Consider the following 26,752-nt stretch of genomic DNA (forward strand, 5'->3'; position numbering starts at 1 on the left):
ACTGGCCTGCCACCTGCGGCCCCGCGCCCTGCCGAGGTGAACCATGAAATGGCCCATCACTGCGCTTGGTCTGCTGACCACGGCCGCCGCCGCCAGTGCGGCCCTGGCCCCGCTGCCGCCCGGCCCACCTTCCAATCCCACCACGCCCGGCAAGGTCGCCCTGGGAAGGCAGCTGTTCTTCGATCCCATCCTCAGCCGTGACCGCACGGTGTCCTGCGCGTCCTGTCACGACCCGGCGCGGGCCTTCACCGCGCCGCAGGCCGTCAGTCCCGGCGCAGGGGGGCGCCTGGGAAAACGCAATGCCAGCACCCTGATCAACGTCGGGGACCGCAAGGCCCTGACCTGGGCGGGCGCCTCCCCCAACCTGGAGGTGCAGGCCATGATTCCCCTTCAGGATCACGCGGAACTGGACATGACGCCCGAACTGCTGCGCGGGCGGCTCCAGGCGGACCCGGCGTACGACGCGCAGTTCCGCGCCGCGTTCGGGGAGGCGCCCAGCGTGCAGAACCTCGTGCGGGCCCTCGCGGCGTTCCAGCGGACCCTGACCAGCCGCGACAGTCCCTTCGACCGCTACCGCGCGGGGGACGCCTCGGCCCTGAACGAGGCGCAGGTGCGGGGCATGGACCTGTTCTTCGACCGGGCCGAGTGCTTCCACTGCCACACCGGGCGGGACTTCACGGACGGGCTGGCGCACAACAACGCCATGCGGGTCTTCAACCCGGATATCGGTCTGGCCGAACGTACCGAACAGGAGGGCGACGTGGGCCGCTTCGTGACGCCCACCCTGCGGAACGTGGCCCTGACCGGCCCGTACCTGCACGACGGGAGTCGCGCGACCCTGCGGGACCTGCTGGAGACGTACAACGACGGCGGGGAACCCAACCCGAACGCCGACCCGCTGATCCGCCCGCTGGGCCTGACCGACGCGGAACTGGACGACCTGGAGGCATTCCTGCACGCCCTGACGGATGAGAGCGTCGCGCGCAACCCGGCGTTCCGCCCGGAGCAGCCGTGAGGGGCGCCCGTCGGTACATCCTGGCGCTGCTGAGCCTGACGCTGCCCGTTCAGGCGGCGGCGCACGAGACGCAGTCGGCCGGTCAGGTGCAGGTGACCTTCTCCACCGACGCGGACGATACGCTCAGCACGCAGGGACCGACGCTGCTGCAGTTCGTGCTGACCGGGCCGGGAGGGGACCTGCCGGGCTGCCGCTGCCGCCTGCTGCTGTACCAGGGCACGCCGTCGGCGCGGGTGGCGCCGCTGCTGGACGTCCGGCTGGAGGCCCTGCAGCAGGGCGTGACCCGCCTGGAACTGCCGAAGGTGGCGCCGGGCGGGTACACGGTGGTGCTGGACGGCCGCCCGGTGAACTTCGGTGACTTCGACGCGTTCCGGTTGCGCTACACGCTCCCGGCACCCTGATACGAACTCGGATTGAACGGGCTGCAAAGCCCGCTGGGTCCGAACAGACTCGTAGAGCTGCGCCGCAGAGCGAGTGGGAGCCGGGCGCCCCTCCGGGCGTGGAGCCGGCAGGGGCGGTGAAGTTCCGGGTTGTCGGCGAAACAAACGGCAGTCCGTAGGAGGTCGGAGGTGCCCCACGACCGGACTGAACGGCGCTGCACTCTATTCAGTCCGGTCGTGGGGCGGCCAGGTTTCGCGGCGTTCAGCCCAGCGCTTCGGCGAACGCTGCGCCCGTGCCCGCCCGCACTTCGTCCAGGGTGGCGCCGGGCATCAGTTCGGTCAGGGTCAGCGTCCCGTCCCGGAACTCGAACACGGCCCTGTCGGTGATGATCATGCTGACCGCGCCGCGCGACGTGAGCGGCAGCGTGCACTCGGGGACCACTTTCGGCGTGCCGTCCGGGTCGGTATGGGTCATCAGGATGATCAGGCGCCGGGCGCCGCTGGCGAGGTCCATCGCGCCGCCCACGCCCAGCAGCGGCTTGCCGGGCACCGCCCAGTTCGCGAGGTTCGCGTGCGCGTCCACCTGCAACCCACCCATGACCGCGACGTCCACGTGCCCGCCCCGGATCATGCCGAAGGAATCGGCGCTGTCGAAGTAGCTCGCGCCGGGCAGGGCCGTGACGGGGATCTTCCCGGCGTTCACCGGGTAGTCCAGCGCGCCGCCCTGCTCGGGCGCGGGACCCACGCCCAGCATGCCGTTCTCGGTGTGCAGGTTCACGCCGTGCTCCGGGGTGATCAGGTCCGCGACCAGCGTGGGAATGCCGATGCCGAGGTTCACCACGTCCCCGCGCCGCAGTTCCGCCAGCGCGCGGCGGGCCATGTGCATCCGCGCCTCGTCCACCTTCTTGCTGCTGCCCTTCACGTCGGCGCTGCTGCCCAGCGCGTCGGCGGTCAGGGTCGCCTGCACGAGGTAATCCACGTACAGCCCCGGCGTGTGCACCTGCTCGGGCGGGATGGTGCCCACCGGGACGATCTCCTCGACCTCCGCCACCACGAGGTCGGCGGCAGTCGCCATGGCGCGGTTGAAGTTCTGCTCGGTCAGGCGGTACTGGAGGTTCCCCGCCTCATCGGCCCGCCACGCCCGCACGAACGCCACGTCGCCGCGCAGGGCCGGCACGAAGACCATCTCCCGGCCATTCAGCATGCGCACGTCCGCGTCCCCGGCGATGACGGTCCCGGCGGCGGTGGGCGTGTAGAAGCCCCCGATGCCTGCCCCGCCCGCCCGCAGGGCCTCGGCCAGTGATCCCTGCGGGATGAGCTGCACCTCCAGGCGGCCCTCCTGAGCTGCGGCCACCGCCTCGCGGTTGCTCGTGAAGAACGACCCGATGGCCTTCCTCAGCTGCCCGCCCCGCAGCAGGCGCCCGCCACTCAGGCCCGCCTCGCCCACGTTGTTCGCCACGTACGTCAGGTCCCGCACGTCCGTCTCGGCCAGCGCGTGCACGAGGTGCACCGGGTTGCCGGTCATGCCGAAGCCGCCCACCAGCAGCGTCTGGCCGGACTTCACCAGCGCAGCGGCCTCGGCGGCGGTGATGACCGGGACGTGCTTCAGGCCGCCAGGGGCTGCGGTGGCCGTCATGCCTCAACCCTTTCGATAATCGCGGCCTCGCCCTGTCCGACGCCCACGCACAGCGTCGCCAGTCCGTAACGGCCCTCGCGGCGGGCCAGTTCGTGCGTCAGCGCCACGATCAGCCGCGCGCCGCTCATGCCCAGCGGGTGCCCCAGCGCGATGGCGCCGCCGTTCACGTTCACCCGGTCCTCGGGCAATTCCAGTTCGCGGATGCAGGCCAGGGCCTGCGCGGCGAAGGCCTCGTTCAGTTCGATCAGGTCCAGGTCCTGCACGCTCAGGCCGGTGCGGGAGAGCAGCTTGCGGGTGGCGGGGATGGGCCCCAGACCCATCACGCGGGCCTCCACACCCGCCGCCGCCGCGCCCACCCAGCGGGCCAGCGGCGTGACGCCCAGCTCGCGGGCCTTCGCGGCGCTCATCAGGACCAGCGCGGCCGCGCCGTCGTTCAGGCCACTGGCGTTCCCGGCGGTCACGCTGCCGCCCTTGCGGAAGGCGGGTTTCAGGCCTGCCAGGGTCGCCTCGTCGGTCGCGAGGGTGAACCCGCCCTCGGTGCGGGTCACGCGGGGGTGCTCGTCGGTGTCGAACACCGTGACGCCCTTACGGCCCCTGACCTGCACGGGCACGATCTCGCCCTTGAAGCGTCCGGCGTTCAGGGCGTCCATCGTCTTGCGCTGACTGTTCAGTGCGAAGGCGTCCTGATCCTCGCGGGTGATCTCACCACCGGCATACGCGCCCTCGCGGCTGCGCTGCGCGATGTTCTCGGCGGTCTCCCCCATCGCCTCCAGCGGGAACAGCGCCTCCATGGCGGGGTTCGGGAAGCGCCAGCCCAGCGTCGTGTCATACGCGGTGACGTTGCCGTTCGCGAAGGCCTGCGCGCCCTTGGGCATCACGAGCGGCGCGCGGGTCATGCTCTCCACGCCGCCCGCCACGTACACGTCCCCGTCGCCGTTGCGGATCGCGCGGGCCGCCGTGTTGACAGCGGACAGGCCGCTGGCGCACAGGCGGTTCACGGTCAGGCCCGCCACGCTGTCCGGCAGGCCCGCCAGGAGGGCGGCCATGCGGGCCACGTTGCGGTTGTCCTCGCCCGCCTGGTTCGCGCAGCCGAGGATCACCTCCTCGATCTGATCGGCGGGGACACCGCTGCGCGCGACCGCCTCGCGGATGGCGTGCGCGGCCAGATCATCCGGGCGGACGGTGGACAGCGCGCCACGGATCGCGCCGATAGGCGTGCGGACGGCCGCGACGATCACCACGTCACGGTCATGCAGGGAATGAACAGAAGGAAGCTGGGTCACGGTCGGGAACCTCCGGGAAAGCAGGCGGGAGGACCTCCGTGGTTCAGAGGGAGGCCCGGAATGAACGCAGTTGACGCCTGCATTCAAGCGCGCCGCCCCCCCGGTTGGGAAGGGCCGCTGGCCTGTCAAACGGAACGCCGCCCCTGACACCTGATAAGCAATCCGTCCGTTCTGCAGACAATTCGCAAAGGCGTGCGGGGGATTGCCGCGCCCGGAGCCGGCCGGTGCGTTCCTGATGGGCCGCGTTCCAGAGGTTCCCTGGCAGCCTTCAGCGGACGGTGACGGTGAAGGGTGTGACGACAGTGCTGTCCTTCTTGCCGTTGTCCTTGAGGGTGATGGCCAGTTCGCCGGTCACGACCGTTCCGGCGGGCGGGGTTTCGGTGAAGTTCAGTTCCAGGCAGCCTTCGGCCTCGGCGCTGTTGAAGAGTTTGTCGAACATGCCCGTCAGTTCGCTGGGGTCGTTGGTCTGCTGGAACAGCCCGCCGGTCTGCGAGGCGATGTCCTCGGCGACCGTGAAGTCCACCTTGCCGGTCACGTCCAGTCCCACGATGTACACGGGCGTGCGGTTCTGGTTGGCGTACTCGATGGCCTGAGCGGTGGTGGTCACGCTGGCGTTGTCTTCCCCGTCGGTCAGGATCAGGATGCGGGTGTTGGTCTTGCCGGTGGCTTTCAGCAGGTCGCTGGCGTCCATGATCGCGTCGTACAGGGGCGTGTTGCCTCCCACGAAGGTCGCGTGGTTCACGGCGGAGGTCATCTGGCCCTGGTTGCCTGTGAAGTCCTGCCACAGGTACGAGGCGCGCAGGCCCGCGCTGGGCTGGGTGGTGGAGTCGAAGGACAGCACGGCGCCCATGTCCTGCTTGCGCATGCGTTTGGCGAAGGCGTGTCCGGCCTGGCGGCGGCGTTCGTCCGGGTCGTTCCAGGACATGCTGCCGGTGGCGTCGAGGGTCAGGGTGGCGGTCAGGTCGCCGTTGGTTTTCACGTTCCCGCAGACCTTAACGTTGGCTTTGCCCTGGCTGAGGTTGCGGACCTCGGCTTTCGCGATCTGGGCGCTGCCGGTGACGGTCTCGCCGTCCTTGGGTGTGAAACTGAACTGGTAGGTGCCCTGCGCGAGCACGCGGGTACCGTTGATGGTGCCGGACGTGGCGGCGACCGGTTCGGAGGGACTCGGTGGGCCCGAGGGGCCACCGCAGGCGCTCAGGAGCAGGGCAGGCAGGATCATCAGGGTCGTTCGGCGCATGTGGACCTCCAGGGAAAAGGGGTGATATGGATTCCGTTTATTTCGTTAACAGGTCGGAACACCACCGATCTGTCAACTCCACGTCCGGAGGGGCGCTTCGGCTCCTACTCGCATCCGCCCGGATTGAATGGCTTACAAAGCCGTTCAAGCGGAGTCCGTATGAGATGCCCGGAGCGTACGGGCGGCGGTATCACGCACCGCTCACGCGCGCCTGCGTGAAGGCCAGCGGTACAGGCGTGACAGGCCGTGATTGCCCTGCTGGGCGCACCTGCGGGCGAACTTCCGGTAGGGGCCGGTGTGTCGGTCGGCTGTGCCGGGGGCGTGGGAGGGGTTCGGGGCGTGGATGGAAACAGGGCGGTTCGGGGCTGCAAGTACCCTGAAATCGCCCACCTGGACGTGGAAACACGGCGAAAACCAGCATGCTGATGTGTGTCTGATGTGAAAATACCCATCTTAATCTTCATCTTACTTTCAGGCTGTAAGGGCCGCGTTCGACGGCCGCGCCTACGCTCCGTGGGTTCCCAGTTCCCCGCCCCGAAGGCAGAGACAGGTGGTGTCCCTTGGTATTCAGTTCGTACGTGTTCCTGCTGGTCTTCCTTCCCCTCTTCCTGATCACCTACGCACTGACACCGGCCCGCGCCCGGTCCTGGACGATCCTGCTGGGCAGCCTGCTGTTCTACGCCTGGGCGCTGCCGTCAGCGCTGGGACTGCTGGTCACCGTGATCGTCTTCACGTACCTGACCGGCGGGCGGGTGCTGGCCAGCGCCGGACGCGCCCGCCTGACATGGCTGACGCTGGGCGTGACCGGCAACCTCGCCCTGCTGGGGTACTTCAAGTACGCGAACATGGCCGTCAGCAGCGCCAACTCCGTCCGCAACGTCCTGGGCTTCGACGAGTTCACCTGGACGCAGATCGTCCTGCCGGTCGGCCTGTCGTTCTACATCTTCCACGCGATCAGTTACCTCGTGGACCTGCACCGCGGCACGGCGAAAGCGCCGCGCAACATCATCGATTTCGCGGCGTTCGTGAGTCTGTTCCCGCACCTGGTGGCCGGACCGATCCTGCGCTTTCACCTGCTGGCCGATCAGTTCCGCGAGCGGACGCACACGCCAGAGAAATTCGCGCGCGGCGCGCAGCGCTTCATGATGGGCCTGAGCATGAAGGTCCTGCTGGCCGACCCGCTCGCGCCGCTCGTGAACGCCGCGTACACGGCCGCGCATCCCAGCGCCGCCGACGCGTGGCTGGGCAGCGTGGCCTACACCCTGCAACTGTTCTTCGATTTCGCCGGGTACAGCCACATGGCGATCGGACTGGCGCTGATGCTGGGCTTCCGCTTCCCCGAGAACTTCCTGGACCCGTACACCGCAACGTCCATCACGGCGTTCTGGCAACGCTGGCACGTGAGCCTCGGCACGTTCCTGCGGGAGTACGTGTACATCCCGCTCGGCGGGAACCGGCGCGGCCTGGGCCGCACGAACCTGAACCTGTTCCTGACCATGACGGTCGGCGGCCTGTGGCACGGCGCGAACTGGACGTTCGTGCTGTGGGGCATGTGGAACGGCGCGTTCCTGGTCCTCGAACGGGTCCTGAAGAAGAAATTCGGGCGTCCGCCGCCGCCCGCGTGGTACGCCGTGCCTAAAGTCATGCTGATCGTGATCCTGGGCCGCGTGCTGTTCCGCAGTGAGAACGTCGCGCACGCCGGTGAGGTGTACCGCGCGATGGCCGGACTGAACGGCGCGGCCCTGACGCCCGACGTGGCCATCACGGTCACACCTGAGCGGCTGGCCGTGATGCTTGCGGGCGTGGCGGTCGTGTACGGCGCGCCGCTGTGGAACCGCCGCGCCGAGCAGCGGCCGGCGCTGCGCAGCGCCCCGCAGTACGCGCTGATCCCGGTGTTCCTGCTGGCCGTGGCGACGCTGGCCGCGCAGCAGTACGCGCCGTTCCTGTACTTCCAGTTCTGAAACTTCGAGGTGATGACGTGACGACCACTCCCCCCACCCTCAACACGGCCGACAGCGCCCGCCCGGCCCCCCGCGGACGCGCCCTGATCGCCGGGCAGCTGCGCGACGCGGCCCGGCTGCCGCGCCCGCTGCTGCTGACCGGCGCCACGTTCCTGCTGCTGATCTCCGCCGGGCTGATCGCCGCCGCGCGCGCCGCCCTGACGCCCGACCCGCACCACCCGGTGCCGCTGAGCGGCGAGGCGCTGCGCAGCGGCGAGACCTTCCACGCGCTCGAAGCGCACCTGGACGCCAACCTGCCCGGACGGGACGCGCTGATCGCCACGGCGAACACCGCGAGGTACCTGACGGTGCGGGGCGGCACGGACGAGGTCCGCCAGGGACGGGACGGCTGGCTGTTCCTGACCTCGGAACTCGCGGCGCACCCGCAGGCGCAGCGGCACCTCACGGCCCGTGCGGACCTGACCGCGCGGCTGTCACGGGACCTCGCGGCGCGCGGCGTGACCCTGCTGGTCGCCGTGAGCCCCAACAAAACCCGCGTGGAGGCCGCGCACCTGCCCGGCGGCGCGCTGCCCGGCTGGGTGGACGCCCGGCAGTACGAGACGTACCAGGCGATGCTGCGCGCGCGGGGCGTGGCGACCGCCGACCTGATGACCCCCATGCTGCGCGCCGTCACGCGGACCCCGCAGTACTACCGCACCGACACCCACTGGAATCAGGACGGCGCCCGCACCGCCGCGCAGGCCACCGCGCAGGCCGTCCGGACCCTCGCGGCCGACCTGCCCGCCGCGACCTTCACCACCACCCGCGCGCCCGAAACGGCCCGCCCCGGCGACCTCCTGAAGCTGATGGGCCTCCAGCACGTCCCGGACGCCCTGCGCCCCCACGCGGACCGCGAGGCGACCGAAACCACCCTCGGCGGCGGCGGCGGCCTGCTCGGCGAGGCCCCGCAGGTCATGCTGGCCGGCAGCAGTTACGGCCTGCGCGGCAATTACGCCGGGGCGCTGCAGGAAGCGCTGGGCAGCGCCGTCCTGAACGTCAGCACCGAAGGCGCGCACTTCAGCGGCAGCATCCGCCCCGCCCTGCAAGACCCTGCCTTCCTGGACAGCCCGCCCCGCGTGCTGATCTGGGAGATCCCGCAGCGCTTCCTGCCACTTCCACTGGACTCCGAAGACCAGCACCCGTTCAAGGTGCCCTGACCCCCCGCCCCTTCCACACGCGTCCATCCGACCCTCCTCTGAACCCGCTCTCTCCTGTCCCCCACCCGGAGGCCTCCCATGAACCGTACCCTGACCACCCTGACCGCACTGACCCTGATCGCCACGCCCGCCGCCGCGCAGGAAGCCCTGTACGCCCCCGCACCGCCCGCCGGTTCCGCATTCATCCGCGTGGCCAGCGTGGACGCCAGCGCCCCCATCACCCTGGATGGCCGCGCGTTCAGCGGCAAGCAGGCCGCCCGGACCGTCAGCGCCTACACGGTCGTCAAGCAGGGCGAACACACCCTGAAACTGGGCGCCAGCACCCTGAAACTGAACGTGCAGGGCGGCACGTACGTCACGCTGGTCGCGCAGGGCGGCCGGCTGCGCGCCCTGCCGTCCGAGCAGCCCGGCGGGGTCACGAAGGCCCGCGTGACGCTGTACAACCTCAGCGACGCGCCCGCCAGCCTCACCACCGCCGACGGCGGCACCCGCCTGCTCGACGGTGTCGCGCCCGGCACGCAGAAATCCCTGAGCGTGAACGCCGTCACCGCCGCGCTGGCCGTGACCGACGGCACCCGCGTCCTGCAGACCTTTCCCGCCGAGGCCCTGAAAGCCGGCGCGAGCTACAGCGCCTTCGTGTTCGGCAGCGGCGCCCGCAGCGCCGTATGGGTCGCGCCCACCATCAAGTAACCCCCTCAGATCACACCGCAGCGGCCCTTGACGGTACACGAATCCGGCCGCCTGCACCGTCCCACACACCGTCCGACCCCACACACCGTCCGACCAAGGAGCACCCACCCATGCCTGTACTGACCCACCGCGCCGTCCTGTCCGCCCTGACCCTGCTGAGCGCCGCACTGATCGCCGCGCCCGCCCGCGCCGCTGCCACACCGGCCACCGCCGTGCCCGCCTCATGCGGCGTCACGCTGGACCAGAAAGCCTGGATGTTCCAGGGCGAGCAGGGGTTCTACTACTACGGTGACGAACTGTCCGGCCGCTGGATGAACCGCCCCTGGAACGAAGCGCGCGCCGCGTTCGTTCCCGCCACCGCCAGACTCGCCGCCGCCCTGAAAGCGCAGGGCGTGACGCTGGTCATGGCGCCCGTCCCGCCCCGCAGTTTCGTGCAGCCGCACCTGAACCTGCAAAACCCCACCCAGAAAGCGTTCGACCTGAGCGGCGCGCAGGGCTTCTACCGCGCGCTGGTCAGTGACCTGCGCGCCGCCGGGCTGCCCACCGCCGACCTGCTGACGCCCGCCCTCGCGCAGGGGGACGCCGGGGTGTTCCGGCAGGACATCCACTGGACACCCGAGGGCGCGCAGGCCGCCGCGAAAGCCACCGCCGACACGGTCCGCGCGGCCGGTCAGACAGCCGGCACCGCACCGTTCGTCAGCATCCGCGCCGGGACCGTCACCCGTCAGGTGCAGGACCAGCCGGTCCTGGGGCAGATTCAGGCGCTGTGCGGCCTGAGCGTCCCGCCCGAAACGTACGGCGACTACCAGGCCGCGCCCGCCGCGCCGCTCGTGGCCGCCGCCGGGAACTTCGGTGCCAGCGAGGGCAGCGTCCGCTGGGCGTTCGGGCCGGTCGCGACCGTGTCGTTCGTGACGGCCACGGCCGGGAAGGTCGAGGTGAACGCCACCTTCGAAACGCCCCTCGACGGACAGGGCGTGGAAGTCGTGTCCGGCGGGAAGGTCATCGACACCGTCAGCGGCCTGAAACGCGGCGAGACCGTCACGCGCACCTGGACGGTCGACGCGGCCGCCGGGCAGAACAGCCTGGACCTGCGCTTCGCGGACTACAACGGCGGCAAGACCAGTTTCGCGCCCGGTGACAGCCGCCCCATGGCCGTGATCTTCAAGACCCTGACCGTGCAGGGCAGCGGCGGCAGCGGCGACCTGATCAAGATCCAGTCAGGCGGCGATCTGCTCGGCGCGGCCGCCGACACTGTCCTGGTCGGCGCCAGCAGCAGCCTCCCCTCCCTGAACTACGCCGGGTTCCTGCAGGCCGAACTCTCGCGCCGCATCGACAATGTGTCGTTCGGTGGGGCCGGCGTGTTCTCCAGCCTCAAGGATTACCTGCTGGACGAGGCGTATGCGCTGAGCAAACCCGGCACGCTGATCTGGCAGATTCCGCTGCTGGGCGGCGACGACACCGCCGAGAGCGACCTGCGTTTCGTCACGGCCGCCGCGCGCGGCGCTGGCACCAGCGTGGCCGCTGCCAGCGGCACCGGCAGCGCCCGCGTCACCGTGCCCGGCCTGAGCACCGCCGCCGCCCGCGTACGCGTCAGCGACCCCGCCACCCGCACCGTCACCTTCAAGGTCACCAGCGATCAGGGCACCCGCGAATTCAGGGTCACCAACTCCGAACGCATGACCCACCGTCAGGACTTCCTGCTCGACCTCGGCGGGCTCGGCAGCGTCACCGCCGTCGAGGTGGCCGCCGCCGGAACCCTGGAACTACAGGTCGTCAACTGAGGTCCGCTGGGTTTGTTTGAACTGCGACTCCAGCCAGAACCTCACGAAACTGTCGATCTGCCGCGCGAATTGATCGAAATGGGGATTCTTCACGATGTAGGAACTGGTGATCAGATCGTACGCGGTGTTGATGTCCTTCTCGTCGGACGAGGTGCTGAGCATCACCACCGGAAGGTGCCGCAGGGTGAGGTCCGCGCGGATGGCTTTCAGGACGTCGAATCCACTCATGCCGGGCATGTTGACGTCCAGCACGATGACGTTCGGTAGGGGGTGGAGGGTGTCCCTGAGGTAGGCGAGGGCCTCGCCACCGTCGGAGTGCGAGACGACCGTCACCTGATCGTGATAGCCGGAGAACGCCTCCTGCGCCAGGAACAGATCGGACGGGTTGTCGTCGATCAGAAGTACAGTGATGGACTGTGCCATGGACACTCATCGTACCTTCATCCGTGCGCGGCCAACAGGTGATTGCTACCAATTGACGCGCACGGCAAAGAACATGAAGGTCAATTAAATACTCTGGCAGGTGTGTTGGCGCGGCCCTGTCCCGCCGGGCGCGCCACCTTCTGATGGACACGCCCTACCACCCGGTCGTGAACAGCAGCCACTGGTCCCGCGCCTACGAGACCAAGGCCATCGAAACCCTGATTCACCGCGGGACCGACGCGCTGCTGCTGCTCGGCAGCACCCTCAGCGACGAGACGCTCACCGGCGTGGCCGCCCGCGTGCCGCTGATCCTCTTCGGGCGCACGGTTCCGGGCCTCGAAGGGCAGTGCCTGACACTCGACCAGCGTCACGGCGCGTACCTCGCCACCCGCCACCTGATCGAACTCGGGCACCGCGCCACCGTGCACCTGAGCGGCCCGCGCGAACAGCAGGACGCCGACGAACGCCTGCTCGGGTACCGCCAGGCCCTTCAGGACAACGACATCCCCCTGCGGCCCGAACTGGAAGTGCCGGGCGATTTCGTGGAGCAACCCGCGTACCGCGCCGTGACGCACCTGCTGAACACCAACGTGCCGTTCACGGCCGTGTTCGCCGCGAACGACCAGATGGCCGCCGGCGCGCGACTGGCCCTGCACCGCAAGGGCCTGCGCGTCCCGGACGACATCTCGCTGGTAGGCTTCGACGACCTGCCCGCCAGCGCCTTCACCCTTCCGCCCCTCACCACCGTGCACCAGCCCACTACCAGATCGGCGTGGCGCTGGCCACCCACCTCCTGGGCGTCCTGCAAGGCCAGAATGCGCCGATGCCCAGCTTCACCCTGTCGCTGACCATCCGCGAATCCACCCGGCAACTGCGGTGACCGGCAGCGCGACACAGAGTCCGGCGCGCCGCGCCCCCTGACACGGACCCGGATTGAATGGGCGCTGCAGGCCATTCCACCGGAGTCCGCGTGAGCTGCTCATAACGTTATGAGCAGTTCAGGGAACGCGCAGGTCCGACAGGTCGCGGCGACCAGCGGCGTTCAGGCCTTCGCGGCTCAGGACGGCGGCCGCCAGCACCACGAACGCGATCTCCAGCAGCAGCGGCACGGTCCCGGCCGGTTCGGCCCAGTTGCCGATATCGTCCCGCACGCTGGGCAGGCCGACACTGCGGGTCAGGACGTACCCCCGCGCCGCCCCGACCGAGATCACGGCGCCCAGCAGGTAACCGGCGCGCCAGCGGTTAGAGAGCCGCCACGCTCCGGCCGCCGCGCAGTCGGCCACCAGCAGCAGGGCAGGCCAGGAATGGGCACGGTTGGGCATCGGGGGTTCTCCTTGCGGGTCAGGGGCGGCGTCAGGGCAGGTGATACTGCCGGACACGTTCACGGTACGCAGCGCAGGTAAAGAACCGGTGTACCGGCTGAACGCCCTTCCCCCAGCGCTCCCGGCCCGGACCGTGGGGAAACCAACCGGGTCCGTTCAGAACGGTATGCGCGCGGCCCTGCTGCTGGCCCGCGGCGGATTCGGTGGCCGGATGGGGGGGCTTGACGGAGCGGAAACGGTCCCTCTACACTCTGGTTAAACGTTTAAATCACCTCCGAGCCTGCTCTGGCTCTGCTGCTGCCCGTCTGTCAGGTGCTGCCCTGCGGTTTCTGCCTGCAGATCGTCCTTCGTTCGACATTCCAGGTTAAACGTTTAACCTCGGGTGCGCCTCCCAGGATTTCCCATGACCTCACGCACCACCGTCACCCTCACCCAGGTCGCCCGGCACGCCGGCGTCTCCACCGCCACCGTGTCCTTCGTCATCAACGGCACCAAACCCGTCAGTCCCGCCGTCGAACGCCGCGTCCGGGACGCCATCGCCGCCCTCGGCTACCATCCCTCGCACGCCGCCCAGTCCCTGCGCACCGGCCGCAGCGCCACCCTCGGCCTGCTGATCCCGGACCTCACCAACCCCTTCTTCCCCAAACTCGCGCAGGACATCGAACGCGAGGCACGTGTACGCGGCTACGCCGTCCTGCTCGCCGACTCGCACGACGACCCCCGGCTGCAACACGACGCCCTCACCAACCTGACCCGCCGCGGCGTGGACGCCCTGCTGATCGTTCCCGCCGTCGGCACCGGACAGACCCTGACCTCCCCCATTCCACTGGTCCTGATCGACCGTGACGCCGGCGGCCAGCCCACCGTGCAGAGCGACAAGGCCCAGGGCGGCCAGCTCGCCGCCGCGCACCTCATCGCCCTCGGGCACCGCCGGATCGTGATCCTGGCCGGACCAGACCGTCAGGGTCAGCCGGGCGAACGCGTGCAGGGCATGCTCGGCGCCGCCCGGCACGCCGGGATCAGCATTCCCGCCAGCGCCGTTCACCACAGCGGCTACGGCGTCGACGACGGCCGCGCCGGAACGCACGCCCTGCTCGACGCGCACCCGGACGCCACCGCGCTGCTCGCCGCCAACGACACCCTCGCCCTCGGCGCCCTCAGCGCCGCGCACAGCCGCGGCCTGAACGTCCCCACGGACCTGTCGCTGGTCGGCTTCGACGACATCTCCTGGGCGGCGCTCAGCTCACCGCCCCTGACCACCGTCCGGCAGGACACCCAGGCGCTGGCCCGCCGCGCCATCGACCGCGCACTCACGCCGCCCAGCGACACGCCCGCCCCCGCCGAACCGCCCGTTCCGACCGAACTGATCGTACGCGGCTCTACCGGCCCCGCCCCCACTGCGTCCACCCGGAGGTTCACGTGATTCTCGTTGCCGGCAGTGCCAACCTCGACTTCATCACCCGCGTGCCTCACCTGCCCCGCCCCGGCGAGACGGTCCTCGGCCCGGCCTTCACGACCGCGCCCGGCGGGAAGGGCGCCAACCAGGCAGTCGCCTGCGCCCGCAGCGGCCACGCGACCCGTTTCTTCGGCGCGCTGGGCGACGACCCCTACGCCGCCCCGCTGCGGGCCTCGTTCGCGCACAGCGGCGTGCAGGACACCAGCCTGACCCTGGACGCCCCCACCGGCGCGGCGTTCATCACAGTCGCGGACAGCGGCGAGAACGTGATCGCCGTCGCCTCCGGCGCCAACGCCCGGCTGACCCCGGATCGGGAACCGGACTTCACGGACGTCACCCACCTGATCCTGCAACTCGAAATTCCGCTGCCCGCCGTGCAGGCCTACGCCCGGGCGGCCCGGCAGCGTGAACTGCAGGTGATCCTGAACGCGGCGCCCGCCCCGCAGGCCCCCCTTCCCGCCGGACTGCTCGCGGACGTGAACGTGCTGGTGGTCAACGAGGGTGAACTGAGCACCCTGGTCGGCCCGGGCGACCTGCCGCAGCAGTTGCGCGCCGCCCAGACCCTCGGGCCGCAGACGGTGATCGTCACGCTGGGCGGCCAGGGCGCCGCCGCCGTTCAGGGCGACCACTGGCTTGAGGTGCCCGCCCATCCCGTCACGGTGCGCGACACGACCGGCGCGGGCGACACCTTCGTGGGCGTCCTGACCGGCGCGCTCGGCGCGGGCCTGAGCCTCCCGCAGGCCATGCAGGAGGCCAGCGTCGCCGCCTCCCTGGCCTGCACCCGCGAGGGCGCGCAGCCCAGCATGCCCAGTCGCGCCGAGATCGACCACGCCCTGAAAAGCGATCCGGACAGTGACCCGGGCGCCGGGAGGCCCGCGTGAACCGCAGCGGCCTGCTGCACCCGGAACTCAGCGCGCTGGTCGCCCGCGCCGGGCACACCCAGACCATCGTGCTGGCCGACACCGGCCTGCCCATCCCCGCCGGAACGCCCCGCATCGAACTGGGTGTGAGCGCCGGACTGCCCTCCCTGCTGGACGTGCTGAGCGCCGTGCTGGGCGAACTGGTCGTCGAGCGCGTCACGGTCGCCAGCGAGACGCGGCAGCACTCCCCGCAGTGGCACGCCCGGCTGCTGGACACCCTGCAGCAGGCACCCGACAGGATCACGCACGACGAGATCACGCACGACGCCCTCAAGGCCTCGCTGTCCGGCGCGCTCGCCGTGATCCGCACCGGGGAGGTCACGCCGTACGCGAACGTGATCCTGCACTGCGGGGTGAACTTCTGATGACCGCTGCGCCAGCCCCGCGCCTGAGCATGCGCGGCATCACCCGCAGCTTCGGTCCCGTGACGGTCCTGCACGGCATCGACCTCGACATCCGCCCCGGCGAGGTTCACGCGCTGCTGGGCGAGAACGGCGCCGGCAAGAGCACCCTGATGAAGATCCTGGCGGGCGTGCAACCCCCCAGCAGCGGCGAGGTGCTGCTGAACGGTCAGCCCGTCCGGTTCCGCAGCGTGGCCGAGGCGTCCCGCAGCGGCGTGCGGATGCTGTTCCAGGAACTGAGCCTCGCGCCGGACCTGACCGTCGAGGAGAACCTGTTCCTGGGACAGATGCCTGCCGCCGTCACCGACCGCGCCCTGCAACAGCGCGCCCGCGCGCAACTCGCCGCCCTGAACCTCGACCTGCCGCTGGGCCGCCCGCTGCGCACCCTGACGGTCGGGGAGCGGCAGATGGTCGCCATCGCCCGCGCCCTGACCGGCGACACCCAGGTCCTGATCCTGGACGAACCCACCGCGCCCCTGACCAGCCCGGAAGTCGAGCAGCTGTTCACGTTCATCGCGCAGGTCCGGGCGCGCGGCGTGGCCGTCGTGTACATCTCGCATCACCTCGCGGAAGTCTTCCGCATGGCCGACCGGGTGACGGTCCTGCGCGACGGGCGGCAGGTCGCCACGGCAGACGTGAAGGACACCACGCCCGCGCAGGTGATCGAGTGGATGGTCGGCCGTCACGTCGAGGTGCAGTCCCGCGTGGGTGCCCCGCAGGACGCCGAGGCCTTCCACGTGCAGGTGCAGCCCCGCGCAGGCGCCCCCTTCGAACTGACGCTGCGGCGCGGTGAGATCGTCGGACTGGTCGGCATCATCGGCAGTGGCCGCACCGCCGCCACCCGCGCCCTGATCGGAGCGGACGGCCACAGCCGCTGGAACGGCCGCCCCGTCCGCTCGCTACGCGACGCACGCCGCGCCGGAATCGGCGTGGTCCCCGAGGACCGCAAGACCGAGGGAGCCGTGCTGGAAGGCAGCATCCGCGAGAACCTCGCGCTGTCCAGCCTGGACCAGATCACCCGCCTCGGCGTGATCGACCCGGCAGCCGAGGACCGACTGGCCCGGCAGTGGATGACCGACCTGCACGTCCGCCCGCAGGACCCCGCATACCGCGTGGGCTCCCTGTCCGGCGGGAACCAGCAGAAGGTCGTGCTGGGCCGCGTCCTCGCCACGCGCCCGCAGGCCCTGGTCCTGGAAGAACCCACCCGCGGCGTCGACATCGGCGCGCGCGAGGAGATCTACGAGGTCATCGCCCGCCTCGCCCGTGAGGGACTGCCGGTCGTGCTGTCCAGCAGCGACTCGCCCGAAGTGCTGGGTCTCGCGCAGCGCATCCTCGTCTTCCGTGACGGCGCGCTGGCCGCCGAACTGCACGCCCCCGTTTCACTCGAGGAGGTCACCGCCCATGTCACTGGCGCAAACGCCGTCTAATCCTGTCCGCCTGACCATCAGCCGCTACGGCCTGTGGATCATCTTCGCGGCGCTGGTCCTGCTGGCCAGCCTGCTCTCCGACCGGTTCCTGACCGGCAGCAACCTCCTGAACATCGCCCGCCAGACCAGCGTGAACGCCCTGCTGGCCTTCGGCATGACAGCCGTGATCCTGACCGCCGGGATCGACCTGTCCGTGGGCGCCATGCTCGCCGTGATCGGCGTGAGCGCCGCGCTGCTGGACCAGGCAGGCCTGCCGTTCCCGCTGACGGCACTCCTGGTCCTGATCGGCGGCAGCCTGATCGGCGCGCTGAACGGCGTGATCGTCGCGTACGGCCGCATCGCGCCCTTCGTGGTCACGCTGGCCGCGCTCACCATCTGGCGCGGCGTGACCCTGGTCATGACCGACGGCACGCCCGTCAGCGGCCTGAGCGCCTCCTTCCAGAACATCGGGAACGCAGACTGGTTCGGCCTGCCCAGCATCGCGGGCGTGGCGCTGCTGGCGCTGGGCCTGTCGTGGTTCCTGCTGCGCCGCACCGCCTGGGGCCGCGGCCTCTACGCGCTGGGCAGCAGCGAGGACGCCGCCCGCTTCGCCGGACTGAACGTCGAACGCCTGAAAGTCACCGTGTACGCCTTCAGCGGCCTGTTGAGCGCCGTCGCCGCGCTACTCCTTACCTCCCGCCTGTACTCCGCGCAACCCACCGCCGGCAGCGGCTTCGAACTCGACGCCATCGCCGCCGTCGTCGTGGGCGGCACCAGCCTCTCCGGCGGGCGTGGCAGCGTCATCGGCACGCTGCTGGGCGCCCTGATCATCGGGGTACTCAACAACGCCATGAACCTGCTCGACGTGAACGCCTTCTACCAGCAGATCGTCAAGGGCGGCGTCATCCTCGGCGCGCTGCTGCTCGAACGCCTGCTCAACCGCTCCTGAACCGCCCCTGCCCCTGAGTTCCCCACACAGACCCCGGAGGTCCATCATGAAAAAGCACCTGTCCCTGATCCTGCTCGCCCTCGCCAGCACCGCCGCCGCCCAGTCCCGCCCCGTGATCGGCCTGAGCCTCAGCACCCTGAACAACCCCTTCTTCGTCGAGCTGCGCGACGGCGCCAAAAAGGCCGCTACCGCCGGCGGGGCCGACCTGGTCGTACTGGACGCCCAGGACCGCGCCGACAAGCAGGCCAGCGACATCGAGGACCTGATCACCCGCAAGGTGAAGGTCATCATCGTGAACGCCACAGACAGTGACGCCATCATTCCCAGCATCATGGCCGCGAACGCCGCGAAGATCCCCGTCATCACCGTCGACCGCAGCGCCAACGGCGGTCAGGTCGCCTACCACGTCGCCTCAGACAATGTCGCCGGTGGCAAGATGGCCGGCGAGTACATCAAGAAACTGCTGGGCGGCAAGGGCAACGTCGTCGAGTTGCAGGGCATTCCCGGCTCCAGCGCCGCCCGTGACCGCGGCGCGGGCTTCAACGCGGCCCTGAAAGCGGCGCCTGCCCTGAAACGCGTGGCCAGCCAGCCCGCCGACTTCAACCGCGCCAAGGGCCTGAGCGTCATGGAGAACATCCTGCAGTCCCAGCCGACCATCGCCGCCGTGTTCGCCCACAACGACGAGATGGCGCTCGGTGCGGCGCAGGCCATCGCGTCCAGCAAACGCAAGATCGTCGTCGTCGGTTTCGACGCCACGCCGGACGCCGTCGCGGCCGTCAGGGCCGGCAAGCTGGCCGCCACCGTCGCGCAGCGCCCCGCCGACATCGGCAAACTGGGTGTGCAGCGCGCCCTGACCATCATCAAGACCGGCAAGGTTCCCGCCAAGACTGTGAACGTCCCCGTGCCGCTCACCCTGATTACGAAGTGAGCTGCGGCGCCTGACCCGCGCCTCCTGCGAGCAACTTCACGCCTTCGCCCGTGGCGGCCTCCCATTTCTGGATGAGAGGCCGCCGCTCTGTCACACAGGCAGGCGCAGGCAGCGAGTTGCACCCATCGCCTGTCATCCGTCCGCTTCGCCATCCAACCGAAGCGGGGGCCGGGCTGCCGACTCCACGCCCGGAATTCGCTTCGGCTCCCAATCACGTCCGCTCGGACCCGGCGACGTTGCAGGCCATCCAATCGAAGTCCGCATGACCCGGCGGATGAATCCGCGCAAAGGGACGCCGTCACCTGCTCATAACGTTATGAGCAAGTGTTGATCCACGGAGACTCGTTCCGCTTCCCGACCCGCTTGATGGCGAATCCAGCATGCCCAATCGCGCCGAGATCGACCACGCCCTGAGCGACCACCCGGCCAGCCCCCAGCAGTAGAGGCCCGCGTGACGTCCAGCCTGAGAGAGGCGGCCATTTCAGCCAGCGAGTCGAGTCTGCTCATAACGTTATGAGCGGATGCTGGTGTGGGCAGGGGCGTTCCGCTGCCCGGCCCGCGTGGTGCCGGAACATGGCTCCCATGTGCAGGTCTGAAGGTGGTGTCCGGGTTCTGCCTCTGGAGTCCGCTTTGCTCGTGGGGTCCCTGAGCGCGTCGTGTGTGTCTCCGGGCGATGTGTGCACGGCCACCGTGCTCATAACGTTATGAGCGGACCGCGCCGGGTACTGGAACGGTATTCTGATCGGCATGCGTTTTCTGTCGTACAGGGATCTGGAGACCGGCCGGGTCAAGCGGCAACTGAAGAAGGTTCAGGAGGCGATCGAACGGGACGATTTCAGGTCGCCGGACGTGAAGAAGCTGGCGCAGGGGCCGTACTACCGCGCCAAGCTCGACGACACCAACCGCCTGCTGCTCACCTTCGTGCGCAGTGGTCCAGAGACGGTCTGTCTGGCGCTGGAGGTCATTCATCAGCACGCCTACGAGAAATCGCGGTTCCTGCGCGGCGCGGCCATCGACGACTCGAAACTGCCGGATTTCAGTGCGGCGCAGGCGAGCGAGGAGGCGCAGGCAGTGCGGTACCTGCACCCGACCCGCCGTGAGTTTCACCTGCTGGACAAGGTGATCTCCTTCGACGACACGCAGGACGCGGTGTACCGGACGCCCGCGCCGGTGATCCTGGTGGGGTCGGCAGGGAGTGGGAAGACGGCGCTGACCCTGCAGAAACTGCGGGACGTGCCGGGGCAGGTGCTGTACGTGACGCTCTCGCCGTACCTCGCGCAGAGTGCCGCGCAGCTGTACGGCGCGCACGGGTTCGAGAACGAGTCGCAGGAGGTGGCGTTCCTGTCGTTCACGGATTTCCTGCGGACCATCCGCGTTCCGGCGGGCCGTGAGGTGACGTTCGGGGACTTCCGGGACTGGGCGGCGCGGCAGCCGGGCCTGAAATTCACGGACGCGCACCAGCTGTTCGAGGAGTTCCGGGGCGTCCTGAGCAGCGATCCGGGCGGCCCGCTGTCCCGCGAGGCGTACCTGGGTCTCGGCGTGCGGCAGAGCATCTACAGCGCCGAGCAGCGGCCGGGCGTGTACGACCTGTTCGGGAAGTACCTGAAATGGCTGGACGGCAGCGGCCTGTACGACGCGTCCCTGATCGCCTCGGCGTACCTGCGCGGCGTGAGTCCCACGTACGATTTCGTGGTGGTGGACGAGGTGCAGGACCTCACGGCGGCGCAACTGGCGCTGATCCTGGGAACGCTGCGAACGCCGGGGCAGTTCCTGCTGTGCGGGGATTCCAACCAGATCGTCCACCCGAACTTCTTCTCGTGGGCGGCCGTCAAGACACTGCTGTACCGCGATCCGGAACTGGCCGAGCGGCAGAAGATCAGTGTGCTGCAGGCCAACTTCCGGAATTCGGGGGAGGTGACGCGGGTCGCGAACGACCTGCTGAAAATCAAGCATGCCCGCTTTGGCAGCGTGGACCGCGAGAGTAACTTCCTGGTGCGGGCCGTGGCAGGCGATCCGGGCGGCGTGACCTTCCTGCCCGACGACCCACGCGTGAAAAAACACCTGGACGACCAGATCCGCGGCAGTACCGAGTACGCCGTGCTGGTCCTGCGAGACGAGGACAAGGACGCGGCGCGCAGGGCGTTCGGAACGCCGCTGATCTTCAGCGTGCACGAGGCCAAGGGCCTGGAGTACCCGAACATCATCCTGCATAACTTCATCAGCGGCGCGCGGCAGACGTACCAGGAGATCACGCAGGGCGTGACCCCGGCCGACCTGCAGAAGGACGAACTGGGGTACGCGCGCGCCAGGGACAAGAGCGACAAGTCGCTGGAGATCTACAAGTTCTACGTGAACGCCCTGTACGTCGCCGTGACCCGCGCGGTGAACCGGGTGACGATGATCGAGTCCGACACCCGCCACCCGCTGCTGTCGCTGCTGGGCGTGCAGGTGGGCGACGAGGCCGAGCAACTCCGGGTGAAACGCGCCAGCCGGGACGACTGGGAACGCGAGGCCCGCAAGCTGGAACTGCAGGGCAAGAAGGAGCAGGCCAGTGACATCCGCCGCCGGATCCTGCAGCAGAAACCGGTGCCGTGGGAAGTCTGGACGCCAGAGGTACTGACCCGCCTGCGCCAGGACGCCCGGCAGCATCCGGGTGACGTGAAACGGGCGCGTGAACTCACGGATTACGCGCTGCTGAACCTGGACGCGCCGCTGCTGGAAGAGTTGCGGGACCTGAAGATCAAACCCGCCCAGTCGTTCCTGCGGAACACCGACAAGGACCGCCGCCTGCAGCGGCAGGGCGTGCTGGACAAGTACCGCAGGCCCTACGAGACCGACAACCTGAAAGCCGTGCTGGCCGACACGGAACGCTACGGGGTGGATCACCGCACGCAGGAGAACCTCACGCCGCTGATGCTGGCCACCCTGCACGGCAGGGTCCGGCTGGTCGACGCGCTGCTGGAACGCGGAGCGGACGTGAACCAGACGGACCTGTTCGGCCGCACGCCGCACATGCTGGCGCTGGACCGGGCCATGCAGGACCCGGAGTACGCGGCGACCCGCCTGGGGCCACTGTGGGAGCGGCTGCGCCCGGCGCATCTGGACGTGCTGGTCGGGGACCGCCTGACGCGACTGGCGCCGGACGGCGCGGAATTCTACTTCCTGAGCGTGATGCTCGCGCAGTGGCCGCACTACACCTCCGGGCTGGTGCACCCGGAACTCGGGCCGCGTGAATTGCGCGTCCGTGAGGTCGGGTTCTTCGTCGACGCGCTGCAGACCAACCTGGAGCACTTCCCACTCACGGTGCTGCGCGAGGCCCGCCGCAAACGGACGTACTTCAATCACGTTCTGGCCCGCGCCGAGGAGGGCAGCAGTTACGTACCGGCCCGGAAGCTCTGGACGCGCGCCGCGCACGGCTTCTACGTGTTCAACCCGGCCCTGAAGGTGCGGGTGCTGCTCGCCCCGGACTCGGACGGCGAGTGGGTCGGCGCGGCGCTGCTGGGCGACCCGCTGGCACGCGCCCGTGGCGTGACCGGCTGAGCCTGCAAAGAGAAGCGCTTCAGGCTGGTGGGCCTGAAGCGCCGACTGGTGGAGATGGGCGGAGTCGAACCGCCGTCCGAAGACCCATTGCGCTAGTCTCTACGAGCGTAGTCCATGATTTGAATCTCAGGTTTCAGTCGCGCAGGGACACGCTGCTTTCAACCCCAGCTCCTTAAATTTCGCCCGTGCTCAGGAGCGTCGGCTCAGGCTAGCCATCTTTTGGAAGTTCGCAGGACGCCAATGGCCGGGCTTCCTGGTCACTGCTTCACTTATGCAGCGAAGGCGAAGGTGTTGCTGTTGTTGTTGCCAGTTAAAGGCTTTAGTCGATGATTAACGAGGCCAACGACCATCCTCGGCTCGCAACGTCCCGCTCAGTGATCCCCGTCGAAACCGGGTCATCCCCAAAAGGGTCAGGTATGTTACCACGCCCCCTGCCCGGCCGTCCAGCCCCCGGGCGTGCACATGACGGCAGACATGCCCGGAGACGCTGCGCCACCGTTCAACCGGAGTCCGTATGACACCTGTCATCCGGTGTGCCTGACAGGCGGCACTGGAGTGCGCGGGCCGCGAGGCGCAGGCTGAAGGCATGACGACCGCGCGCCGCACCGATTTCAGTTCAGCCATCGTGCTCAGTGACGTCCGCAAGACCTTCGGGCCGGTCACGGCCCTGCGTGACCTGACCCTGGAGGTGCGTTCCGGGGAGTTGACGGCGCTGCTCGGCCCGAACGGGGCGGGGAAGACCACCGCCATCAGCCTGATGCTGGGCCTGGGGGCGCCCACGGCCGGGCAGGTGCAGGTGCTGGGCGGCGACCCGCGTGGCGGCGCGGTGCGCTCCCGGATCGGGTCGATGCCGCAGGAGAGCGCCATTCCGCTGGCCCTGACGGTGCGTGAGGCGGTGACGCTGTTCGCGCGGTTCTACCCGGCGCCGCTGGCGGTGGATCAGGCCCTCGGGCTCGCGGATCTGGGCGGCGTGGCCGGAAGGCGGGCGGGCGCGCTGTCCGGCGGGCAGAAGCGGCGCCTGGCGTTCGCGCTGGCGGTCGTGGGCAACCCGGAGGTGCTGCTGATCGACGAACCGACGACCGGCATGGACGCCCAGAGTCGCCTGGCGTTCTGGGACGCCGTGACCGAGTTACGCACGGCGGGCCGGACGATCCTGCTGACCACCCATTACCTCGAGGAGGCCGAGCGGGCCGCGGACCGCGTGATCGTCATGAACGCAGGCGCGGTGCTGGCCGACGGCACGCCGGAGGCGCTGCGCTCGCAGGCGGGCGGGGCGCGCGTGCGTTTCACGAGCGACCTGGTCCTGGCGCAGCTGCAGTCCCTGCCGGGCGTGGAGGCGGCCGAGGTGGATGACCGGGGGCACGCGACCCTGCGCACGTCGGCGCCCGAGGCGCTGCTGGGCGCCCTGTTCGCGCAGGGCACGCCGCTGAGCGAACTGGAAGTCAGCCGCGCCAGCCTGGAGGACGCCTTCCTGAACCTGACCCGCGCGCCCGCCTGACCGACCCTTCGCCCGCCTGTCCCGCCTCATCCGGCTCCCGTGAGGGCCGCGCCTGACTGGAGTGTTCACCATGACCCGTTCCCTGACCGACCTGCCCGCCGCTGCCCGCACCGCTGCCCGCGCGCCCCTGACGCCCGCCCTGCTGGGCCTCGCCGGAGCGGAATTACGGCGCATGCTCAGAAATCCGATGTTCGCGGTGGGCACCATCGGCTTTCCCGTGATGTTCTTCGCGCTGTTCGGCCTGAGCGCCGTGAACGAGACGACCGCTGCGGGCGTGAAGGTCGGGCCGCTGATCCTGGTGAATTTCGGGGCGTACTCGCTGCTGTCGCTGGCGATGTTCTCGTTCGGTTCGGCGGTCGCGCTGGAACGCACGGGCGGGTGGTTGCGGCTGCTGCGGGCGTCCCCCATGCCGGCCGGGGTGTACTTCGGCGGGAAGGTCGCGGCGGCCCTGTGCTTCAGCGCCCTGAGCCTGGGCGTGCTGTACGCCTTCGCGCACCTGGCGGGCGGCGTGACCATCCCGGCGGGCACGGCGCTGCTGCTGCTGCTCAAGATGCTGCTGGGCATGATTCCGCTCATCGCGATGGGGTTGTGCGTGGGGTTCCTGGTGAGCCCGGCGGCGGCGCAGATCACGGCGAACATCGTGAGCGTCCTGATGTCCTTCGCGTCGGGGCTGTTCACGCCGCTGGGCAGCATGCCGGACTTCATCCAGCGGGCCGCGCCGTACCTGCCGGCCTCGCACCTGGGCGCCGTGGCGCGCGGCACGGTCGCCGGGCAGACCGGCGCGGAGGCCGGGCACTGGCTGGCCCTCGCGGCATTCACGCTGCTGTTCGGCACGCTGGCCGCGTGGGGCCTGCGCCGCGACGAGGCCCGCGAACAGTGACGCGCGCGGCGCACCCTGCGCCCGCACGGCCGCCCGGAAGGGTAGGCTGGGCAGCATGAAAGCCGGGCGAAGGACCGTGTGGGCGTGGTTTCCACTGCTGTGGCTGGCGTTCCTGGTGTACCCGGTCATGGGGTTCTTCGCGCAGCCGCGCACGGCCGGGGAGTGGGCGCTGTTCTGGCCGGTCACGCTGGGGTTCGTGGCCGTGTACGCGCGGGTGTTCTTCTTCCGCTCGCCCGGGCGCGCGACCCGCTGGGCGCTGGCCGGGTGGGCGTACGCGCTGGTGGCGTACGCGCTGCTGTTCCCGGTGTCCAGCGGCGGCGCGACCGCGTTCCTGATCTACGGGGGCAGCGTCATCGGCTACCAGGGGCGCGTGAGCGCGGCGTTGTGGCTGGCGTTCCTGAACGTGGCGGTCATGGCCCTGCCGTTCTGGAACGGGCAGTACACCACGTCGGACCTGGGGTGGCTCGCGCCGAACATGCTGTTCACGCTGGTCGCCGCGTACGCCAATCACGCGTCGTTCCGGCGGAACGTGGCCGACGCCCGCCTGAGCGAGGTGCAGGCCGAACAGGAGCGGCTGGCGGCCGACGCCGAACGCGAACGCATCGCCCGTGACCTGCACGACCTGCTGGGCCACACCCTGAGCGTGATCGTCCTGAAAAGCGAACTGGCCGGAAAACTCGCCGAACGCGACCCGGCCCGCGCGGCAGGCGAGATCCGCGAGGTCGAACGCATCGGCCGTGAGGCGCTCGCGGAGGTGCGCGCCGCCGTCAGCGGGTACCGGGGCAGCGGCGTCAACGCCGAACTGGCCCGCGCGAAGGTCGCGCTCGATACGGCCGGGGTGCGCCTGCACGTGACCGGGCCGCTGCCTGCCCTGCCGCCCCGCACCGAGCAGGCGGCCGCCATGCTGCTGCGCGAGGCGGTCACGAACGTCGTCCGGCACGCCCGCGCCCGCGAGGTGCAGGTCAGCCTGACCCCGCACGAGCGCGGCTGGCAACTGGTCGTCCGGGATGACGGGGTGGGCGGCACCCACCCGGAAGGCAGCGGCCTGACCGGCATGCGCGAGCGGCTGCGCGCCATCGGCGGCACCCTGCGCCGCGACGGGCGCGGCGGCACCACCCTGAGCGCCACGCTGCCCGGCGAGGAAGGCCAGGGCGCCCGCGGCGCGGCCACTACTGTCCCGCCCACCGCCCCCGCTGCCCGCGAGGCGCGCCTGGAGCGGCTGTGATCCGCGTGCTGCTGGCCGAGGATCAGGCGCTGGTGCTGGGCGCCCTGTCCGCGCTGCTGTCCCTGGAAGACGACCTGACCGTGGTGGGCGGCGCGCCGGACGGCGAGACCGCCTGGGCGCAGGCGCAGGCCCTGAAGCCCGACGTACTGGTCACGGACATCGAGATGCCGCGCCTGAGCGGCCTGGACCTCGCGGCGCGCGTGACGCGGGACCTGCCGGGCACGCGGGTGGTGATCGTGACGACCTTCGCGCGCGGCGGGTACCTGCGCCGCGCACTGGATGTCGGCGCGCGCGGGTACCTGCTCAAGGACGCGCCGGCCAGCGAACTCGCAGGCGCCATCCGCCGGGTGCATGCGGGCGGGCGGGCCATTGACCCGGCCCTGGCCGCCGAGGCGTGGGGCGAGGGCGACCCGCTGACCGAACGGGAACGGCAGGTGCTGCGCGCCGCCGAGAGCGGCGCGAGTACCGCCGCGATGGCCGCCGAACTGAAGCTCTCGGAAGGCACGGTCCGCAATTACCTGTCCGCCGCGATCGGGAAACTCGGCGCGGAAAACCGCGTGGAGGCCGCCCGGACCGCACGTCACAAGGGCTGGCTCTGACACGGACTCCGATTGAATGGGTTGCA

Annotated in this window: 23 protein-coding genes and 1 other RNA gene; 18 read left to right on the forward strand and 6 right to left on the reverse strand. The window is 70.0% G+C overall.

The features are described from left to right. Positions 1 to 43 precede the first annotated feature (43 nt). On the forward strand, positions 44 to 1,015 hold the full coding sequence (locus IEY70_RS10125) for a cytochrome-c peroxidase (protein ID WP_189064894.1): 972 nt from the start codon (positions 44 to 46) through the stop codon (positions 1,013 to 1,015). Continuing rightward, complete coding sequence (locus IEY70_RS10130; protein ID WP_189064895.1) at positions 1,012 to 1,416, forward strand: hypothetical protein; 405 nt, start codon at positions 1,012 to 1,014, stop codon at positions 1,414 to 1,416. The genes IEY70_RS10125 and IEY70_RS10130 overlap by 4 nt, the downstream gene beginning before the upstream one ends. A gap of 241 nt (positions 1,417 to 1,657) precedes the next feature. On the opposite strand, the gene IEY70_RS10135 is transcribed toward IEY70_RS10130, so the two are convergent. The 3 genes from IEY70_RS10135 to IEY70_RS10145 all read right to left on the reverse strand — a co-directional run bounded on the left by IEY70_RS10135 (position 1,658) and on the right by IEY70_RS10145 (position 5,551). After that, on the reverse strand, positions 1,658 to 3,031 hold the full coding sequence (locus tag IEY70_RS10135) for a 3-oxoacid CoA-transferase (protein WP_373290777.1): 1,374 nt from the start codon (positions 3,029 to 3,031) through the stop codon (positions 1,658 to 1,660). Further along, a complete protein-coding gene (locus tag IEY70_RS10140; RefSeq protein WP_308425520.1) occupies positions 3,028 to 4,314 on the reverse strand; it encodes a thiolase family protein in 1,287 nt (428 codons plus the stop codon). Before IEY70_RS10140 ends, IEY70_RS10135 begins: the two co-directional genes overlap by 4 nt. Positions 4,315 to 4,582: 268 nt before the next feature. Beyond that, positions 4,583 to 5,551, reverse strand: a complete 969-nt coding sequence (locus tag IEY70_RS10145) for a vWA domain-containing protein (protein WP_189064896.1) — start codon at positions 5,549 to 5,551, stop codon at positions 4,583 to 4,585. 560 nt (positions 5,552 to 6,111) lie between these two features. Between IEY70_RS10145 and IEY70_RS10150 the strand changes: the two genes are divergently transcribed. From IEY70_RS10150 to IEY70_RS10165, 4 genes are all read left to right on the forward strand, one after another. Beyond that, a complete protein-coding gene (locus tag IEY70_RS10150) occupies positions 6,112 to 7,512 on the forward strand; it encodes an MBOAT family O-acyltransferase (RefSeq protein WP_189064897.1) in 1,401 nt (466 codons plus the stop codon). 17 nt (positions 7,513 to 7,529) lie between these two features. Beyond that, positions 7,530 to 8,708 (forward strand): alginate O-acetyltransferase AlgX-related protein, encoded by a 1,179-nt coding sequence (locus tag IEY70_RS10155; RefSeq protein ID WP_189064898.1) that lies wholly within the window; start codon positions 7,530 to 7,532, stop codon positions 8,706 to 8,708. Between the two features lie 78 nt (positions 8,709 to 8,786). Then, on the forward strand, positions 8,787 to 9,398 hold the full coding sequence (locus IEY70_RS10160) for an alginate O-acetyltransferase AlgF (RefSeq protein WP_189064899.1): 612 nt from the start codon (positions 8,787 to 8,789) through the stop codon (positions 9,396 to 9,398). A 110-nt stretch (positions 9,399 to 9,508) separates the two neighbouring features. Then, positions 9,509 to 11,179 carry an alginate O-acetyltransferase AlgX-related protein gene (locus tag IEY70_RS10165; RefSeq protein WP_189064900.1) on the forward strand — a complete coding sequence of 557 codons (1,671 nt, stop codon included), beginning with the start codon at positions 9,509 to 9,511 and terminating at the stop codon, positions 11,177 to 11,179. Here the strand turns inward: IEY70_RS10165 and IEY70_RS10170 are convergent. Then, positions 11,162 to 11,602, reverse strand: a complete 441-nt coding sequence (locus tag IEY70_RS10170; protein WP_189064901.1) for a response regulator — start codon at positions 11,600 to 11,602, stop codon at positions 11,162 to 11,164. The two genes, IEY70_RS10165 and IEY70_RS10170, sit on opposite strands and share 18 nt — an antisense overlap. Before the next feature lie 143 nt (positions 11,603 to 11,745). Between IEY70_RS10170 and IEY70_RS10175 the strand changes: the two genes are divergently transcribed. Beyond that, complete coding sequence (locus IEY70_RS10175; RefSeq protein WP_189064902.1) at positions 11,746 to 12,450, forward strand: substrate-binding domain-containing protein; 705 nt, start codon at positions 11,746 to 11,748, stop codon at positions 12,448 to 12,450. Positions 12,451 to 12,600: 150 nt separating this feature from the next. On the opposite strand, the gene IEY70_RS10180 is transcribed toward IEY70_RS10175, so the two are convergent. Continuing rightward, positions 12,601 to 12,924 carry a hypothetical protein gene (locus IEY70_RS10180; RefSeq protein ID WP_189064903.1) on the reverse strand — a complete coding sequence of 108 codons (324 nt, stop codon included), beginning with the start codon at positions 12,922 to 12,924 and terminating at the stop codon, positions 12,601 to 12,603. 403 nt (positions 12,925 to 13,327) lie between these two features. On the opposite strand from IEY70_RS10180, the gene IEY70_RS10185 reads away from it, so the two are divergent. From IEY70_RS10185 to IEY70_RS10215, 7 genes are all read left to right on the forward strand, one after another. After that, the gene (locus tag IEY70_RS10185) at positions 13,328 to 14,347 is read left to right on the forward strand and encodes a LacI family DNA-binding transcriptional regulator (RefSeq protein WP_189064904.1); all 1,020 of its coding nucleotides are present in this window, start codon (positions 13,328 to 13,330) and stop codon (positions 14,345 to 14,347) included. After that, positions 14,344 to 15,261 (forward strand): ribokinase, encoded by a 918-nt coding sequence (locus tag IEY70_RS10190; RefSeq protein ID WP_189064905.1) that lies wholly within the window; start codon positions 14,344 to 14,346, stop codon positions 15,259 to 15,261. The genes IEY70_RS10185 and IEY70_RS10190 overlap by 4 nt, the downstream gene beginning before the upstream one ends. Beyond that, positions 15,258 to 15,665, forward strand: a complete 408-nt coding sequence (gene rbsD, locus IEY70_RS10195) for a D-ribose pyranase (RefSeq protein WP_189064906.1) — start codon at positions 15,258 to 15,260, stop codon at positions 15,663 to 15,665. Before IEY70_RS10190 ends, rbsD begins: the two co-directional genes overlap by 4 nt. After that, a complete protein-coding gene (locus IEY70_RS10200; RefSeq protein WP_189064907.1) occupies positions 15,665 to 17,128 on the forward strand; it encodes a sugar ABC transporter ATP-binding protein in 1,464 nt (487 codons plus the stop codon). Before rbsD ends, IEY70_RS10200 begins: the two co-directional genes overlap by 1 nt. Continuing rightward, positions 17,103 to 18,056: an ABC transporter permease gene (locus tag IEY70_RS10205; RefSeq protein WP_189064908.1), complete on the forward strand. Its 954-nt coding sequence runs from the start codon at positions 17,103 to 17,105 to the stop codon at positions 18,054 to 18,056. The genes IEY70_RS10200 and IEY70_RS10205 overlap by 26 nt, the downstream gene beginning before the upstream one ends. A 46-nt stretch (positions 18,057 to 18,102) precedes the next feature. Further along, positions 18,103 to 18,984, forward strand: a complete 882-nt coding sequence (locus tag IEY70_RS10210; RefSeq protein WP_189064909.1) for a D-ribose ABC transporter substrate-binding protein — start codon at positions 18,103 to 18,105, stop codon at positions 18,982 to 18,984. Between the two features lie 747 nt (positions 18,985 to 19,731). Then, complete coding sequence (locus IEY70_RS10215; RefSeq protein ID WP_189064910.1) at positions 19,732 to 22,524, forward strand: PhoH family protein; 2,793 nt, start codon at positions 19,732 to 19,734, stop codon at positions 22,522 to 22,524. A gap of 46 nt (positions 22,525 to 22,570) precedes the next feature. On the opposite strand, the gene ssrA is transcribed toward IEY70_RS10215, so the two are convergent. Continuing rightward, positions 22,571 to 22,927, reverse strand: a transfer-messenger RNA (tmRNA) gene (ssrA, locus tag IEY70_RS10220). A gap of 183 nt (positions 22,928 to 23,110) precedes the next feature. Here ssrA and IEY70_RS10225 point away from each other — a divergent pair. The 4 genes from IEY70_RS10225 to IEY70_RS10240 all read left to right on the forward strand — a co-directional run bounded on the left by IEY70_RS10225 (position 23,111) and on the right by IEY70_RS10240 (position 26,726). Continuing rightward, entirely contained in the window at positions 23,111 to 24,022 is a 912-nt protein-coding gene (locus IEY70_RS10225; RefSeq protein ID WP_189064911.1) for an ABC transporter ATP-binding protein, read from the forward strand. 70 nt (positions 24,023 to 24,092) lie between these two features. Continuing rightward, positions 24,093 to 24,902 carry an ABC transporter permease gene (locus IEY70_RS10230; RefSeq protein ID WP_189064912.1) on the forward strand — a complete coding sequence of 270 codons (810 nt, stop codon included), beginning with the start codon at positions 24,093 to 24,095 and terminating at the stop codon, positions 24,900 to 24,902. Between the two features lie 55 nt (positions 24,903 to 24,957). Next, on the forward strand, positions 24,958 to 26,127 hold the full coding sequence (locus tag IEY70_RS10235) for a sensor histidine kinase (RefSeq protein ID WP_189064913.1): 1,170 nt from the start codon (positions 24,958 to 24,960) through the stop codon (positions 26,125 to 26,127). Beyond that, positions 26,124 to 26,726: a response regulator transcription factor gene (locus IEY70_RS10240; protein WP_189064914.1), complete on the forward strand. Its 603-nt coding sequence runs from the start codon at positions 26,124 to 26,126 to the stop codon at positions 26,724 to 26,726. The genes IEY70_RS10235 and IEY70_RS10240 overlap by 4 nt, the downstream gene beginning before the upstream one ends. The last annotated feature ends 26 nt before the right edge of the window (positions 26,727 to 26,752 follow it).

It is taken from the genome of Deinococcus seoulensis (assembly GCF_014648115.1).
Taxonomy (GTDB): Bacteria; Deinococcota; Deinococci; order Deinococcales; family Deinococcaceae; genus Deinococcus; species Deinococcus seoulensis.

Bases quoted from the DNA above. Each gene is read 5' to 3' on its own strand.
- IEY70_RS10125 (WP_189064894.1), top strand. From the start codon at position 44: ATGAAATGGCCCATCACTGCGCTTGGTCTGCTGACCACGGCCGCCGCC.
- IEY70_RS10230 (WP_189064912.1), top strand. From the start codon at position 24,093: ATGACCCGTTCCCTGACCGACCTGCCCGCCGCTGCCCGCACCGCTGCC.
- IEY70_RS10175 (WP_189064902.1), top strand. From the start codon at position 11,746: ATGGACACGCCCTACCACCCGGTCGTGAACAGCAGCCACTGGTCCCGC.
- IEY70_RS10205 (WP_189064908.1), top strand. From the start codon at position 17,103: ATGTCACTGGCGCAAACGCCGTCTAATCCTGTCCGCCTGACCATCAGC.
- IEY70_RS10160 (WP_189064899.1), top strand. From the start codon at position 8,787: ATGAACCGTACCCTGACCACCCTGACCGCACTGACCCTGATCGCCACG.
- IEY70_RS10225 (WP_189064911.1), top strand. From the start codon at position 23,111: ATGACGACCGCGCGCCGCACCGATTTCAGTTCAGCCATCGTGCTCAGT.
- IEY70_RS10210 (WP_189064909.1), top strand. From the start codon at position 18,103: ATGAAAAAGCACCTGTCCCTGATCCTGCTCGCCCTCGCCAGCACCGCC.
- IEY70_RS10180 (WP_189064903.1), bottom strand. From the start codon at position 12,924: ATGCCCAACCGTGCCCATTCCTGGCCTGCCCTGCTGCTGGTGGCCGAC.
- IEY70_RS10165 (WP_189064900.1), top strand. From the start codon at position 9,509: ATGCCTGTACTGACCCACCGCGCCGTCCTGTCCGCCCTGACCCTGCTG.
- IEY70_RS10135 (WP_373290777.1), bottom strand. From the start codon at position 3,031: ATGACGGCCACCGCAGCCCCTGGCGGCCTGAAGCACGTCCCGGTCATC.
- IEY70_RS10145 (WP_189064896.1), bottom strand. From the start codon at position 5,551: ATGCGCCGAACGACCCTGATGATCCTGCCTGCCCTGCTCCTGAGCGCC.
- IEY70_RS10215 (WP_189064910.1), top strand. From the start codon at position 19,732: ATGCGTTTTCTGTCGTACAGGGATCTGGAGACCGGCCGGGTCAAGCGG.
- IEY70_RS10170 (WP_189064901.1), bottom strand. From the start codon at position 11,602: ATGGCACAGTCCATCACTGTACTTCTGATCGACGACAACCCGTCCGAT.
- IEY70_RS10185 (WP_189064904.1), top strand. From the start codon at position 13,328: ATGACCTCACGCACCACCGTCACCCTCACCCAGGTCGCCCGGCACGCC.
- IEY70_RS10235 (WP_189064913.1), top strand. From the start codon at position 24,958: ATGAAAGCCGGGCGAAGGACCGTGTGGGCGTGGTTTCCACTGCTGTGG.
- IEY70_RS10200 (WP_189064907.1), top strand. From the start codon at position 15,665: ATGACCGCTGCGCCAGCCCCGCGCCTGAGCATGCGCGGCATCACCCGC.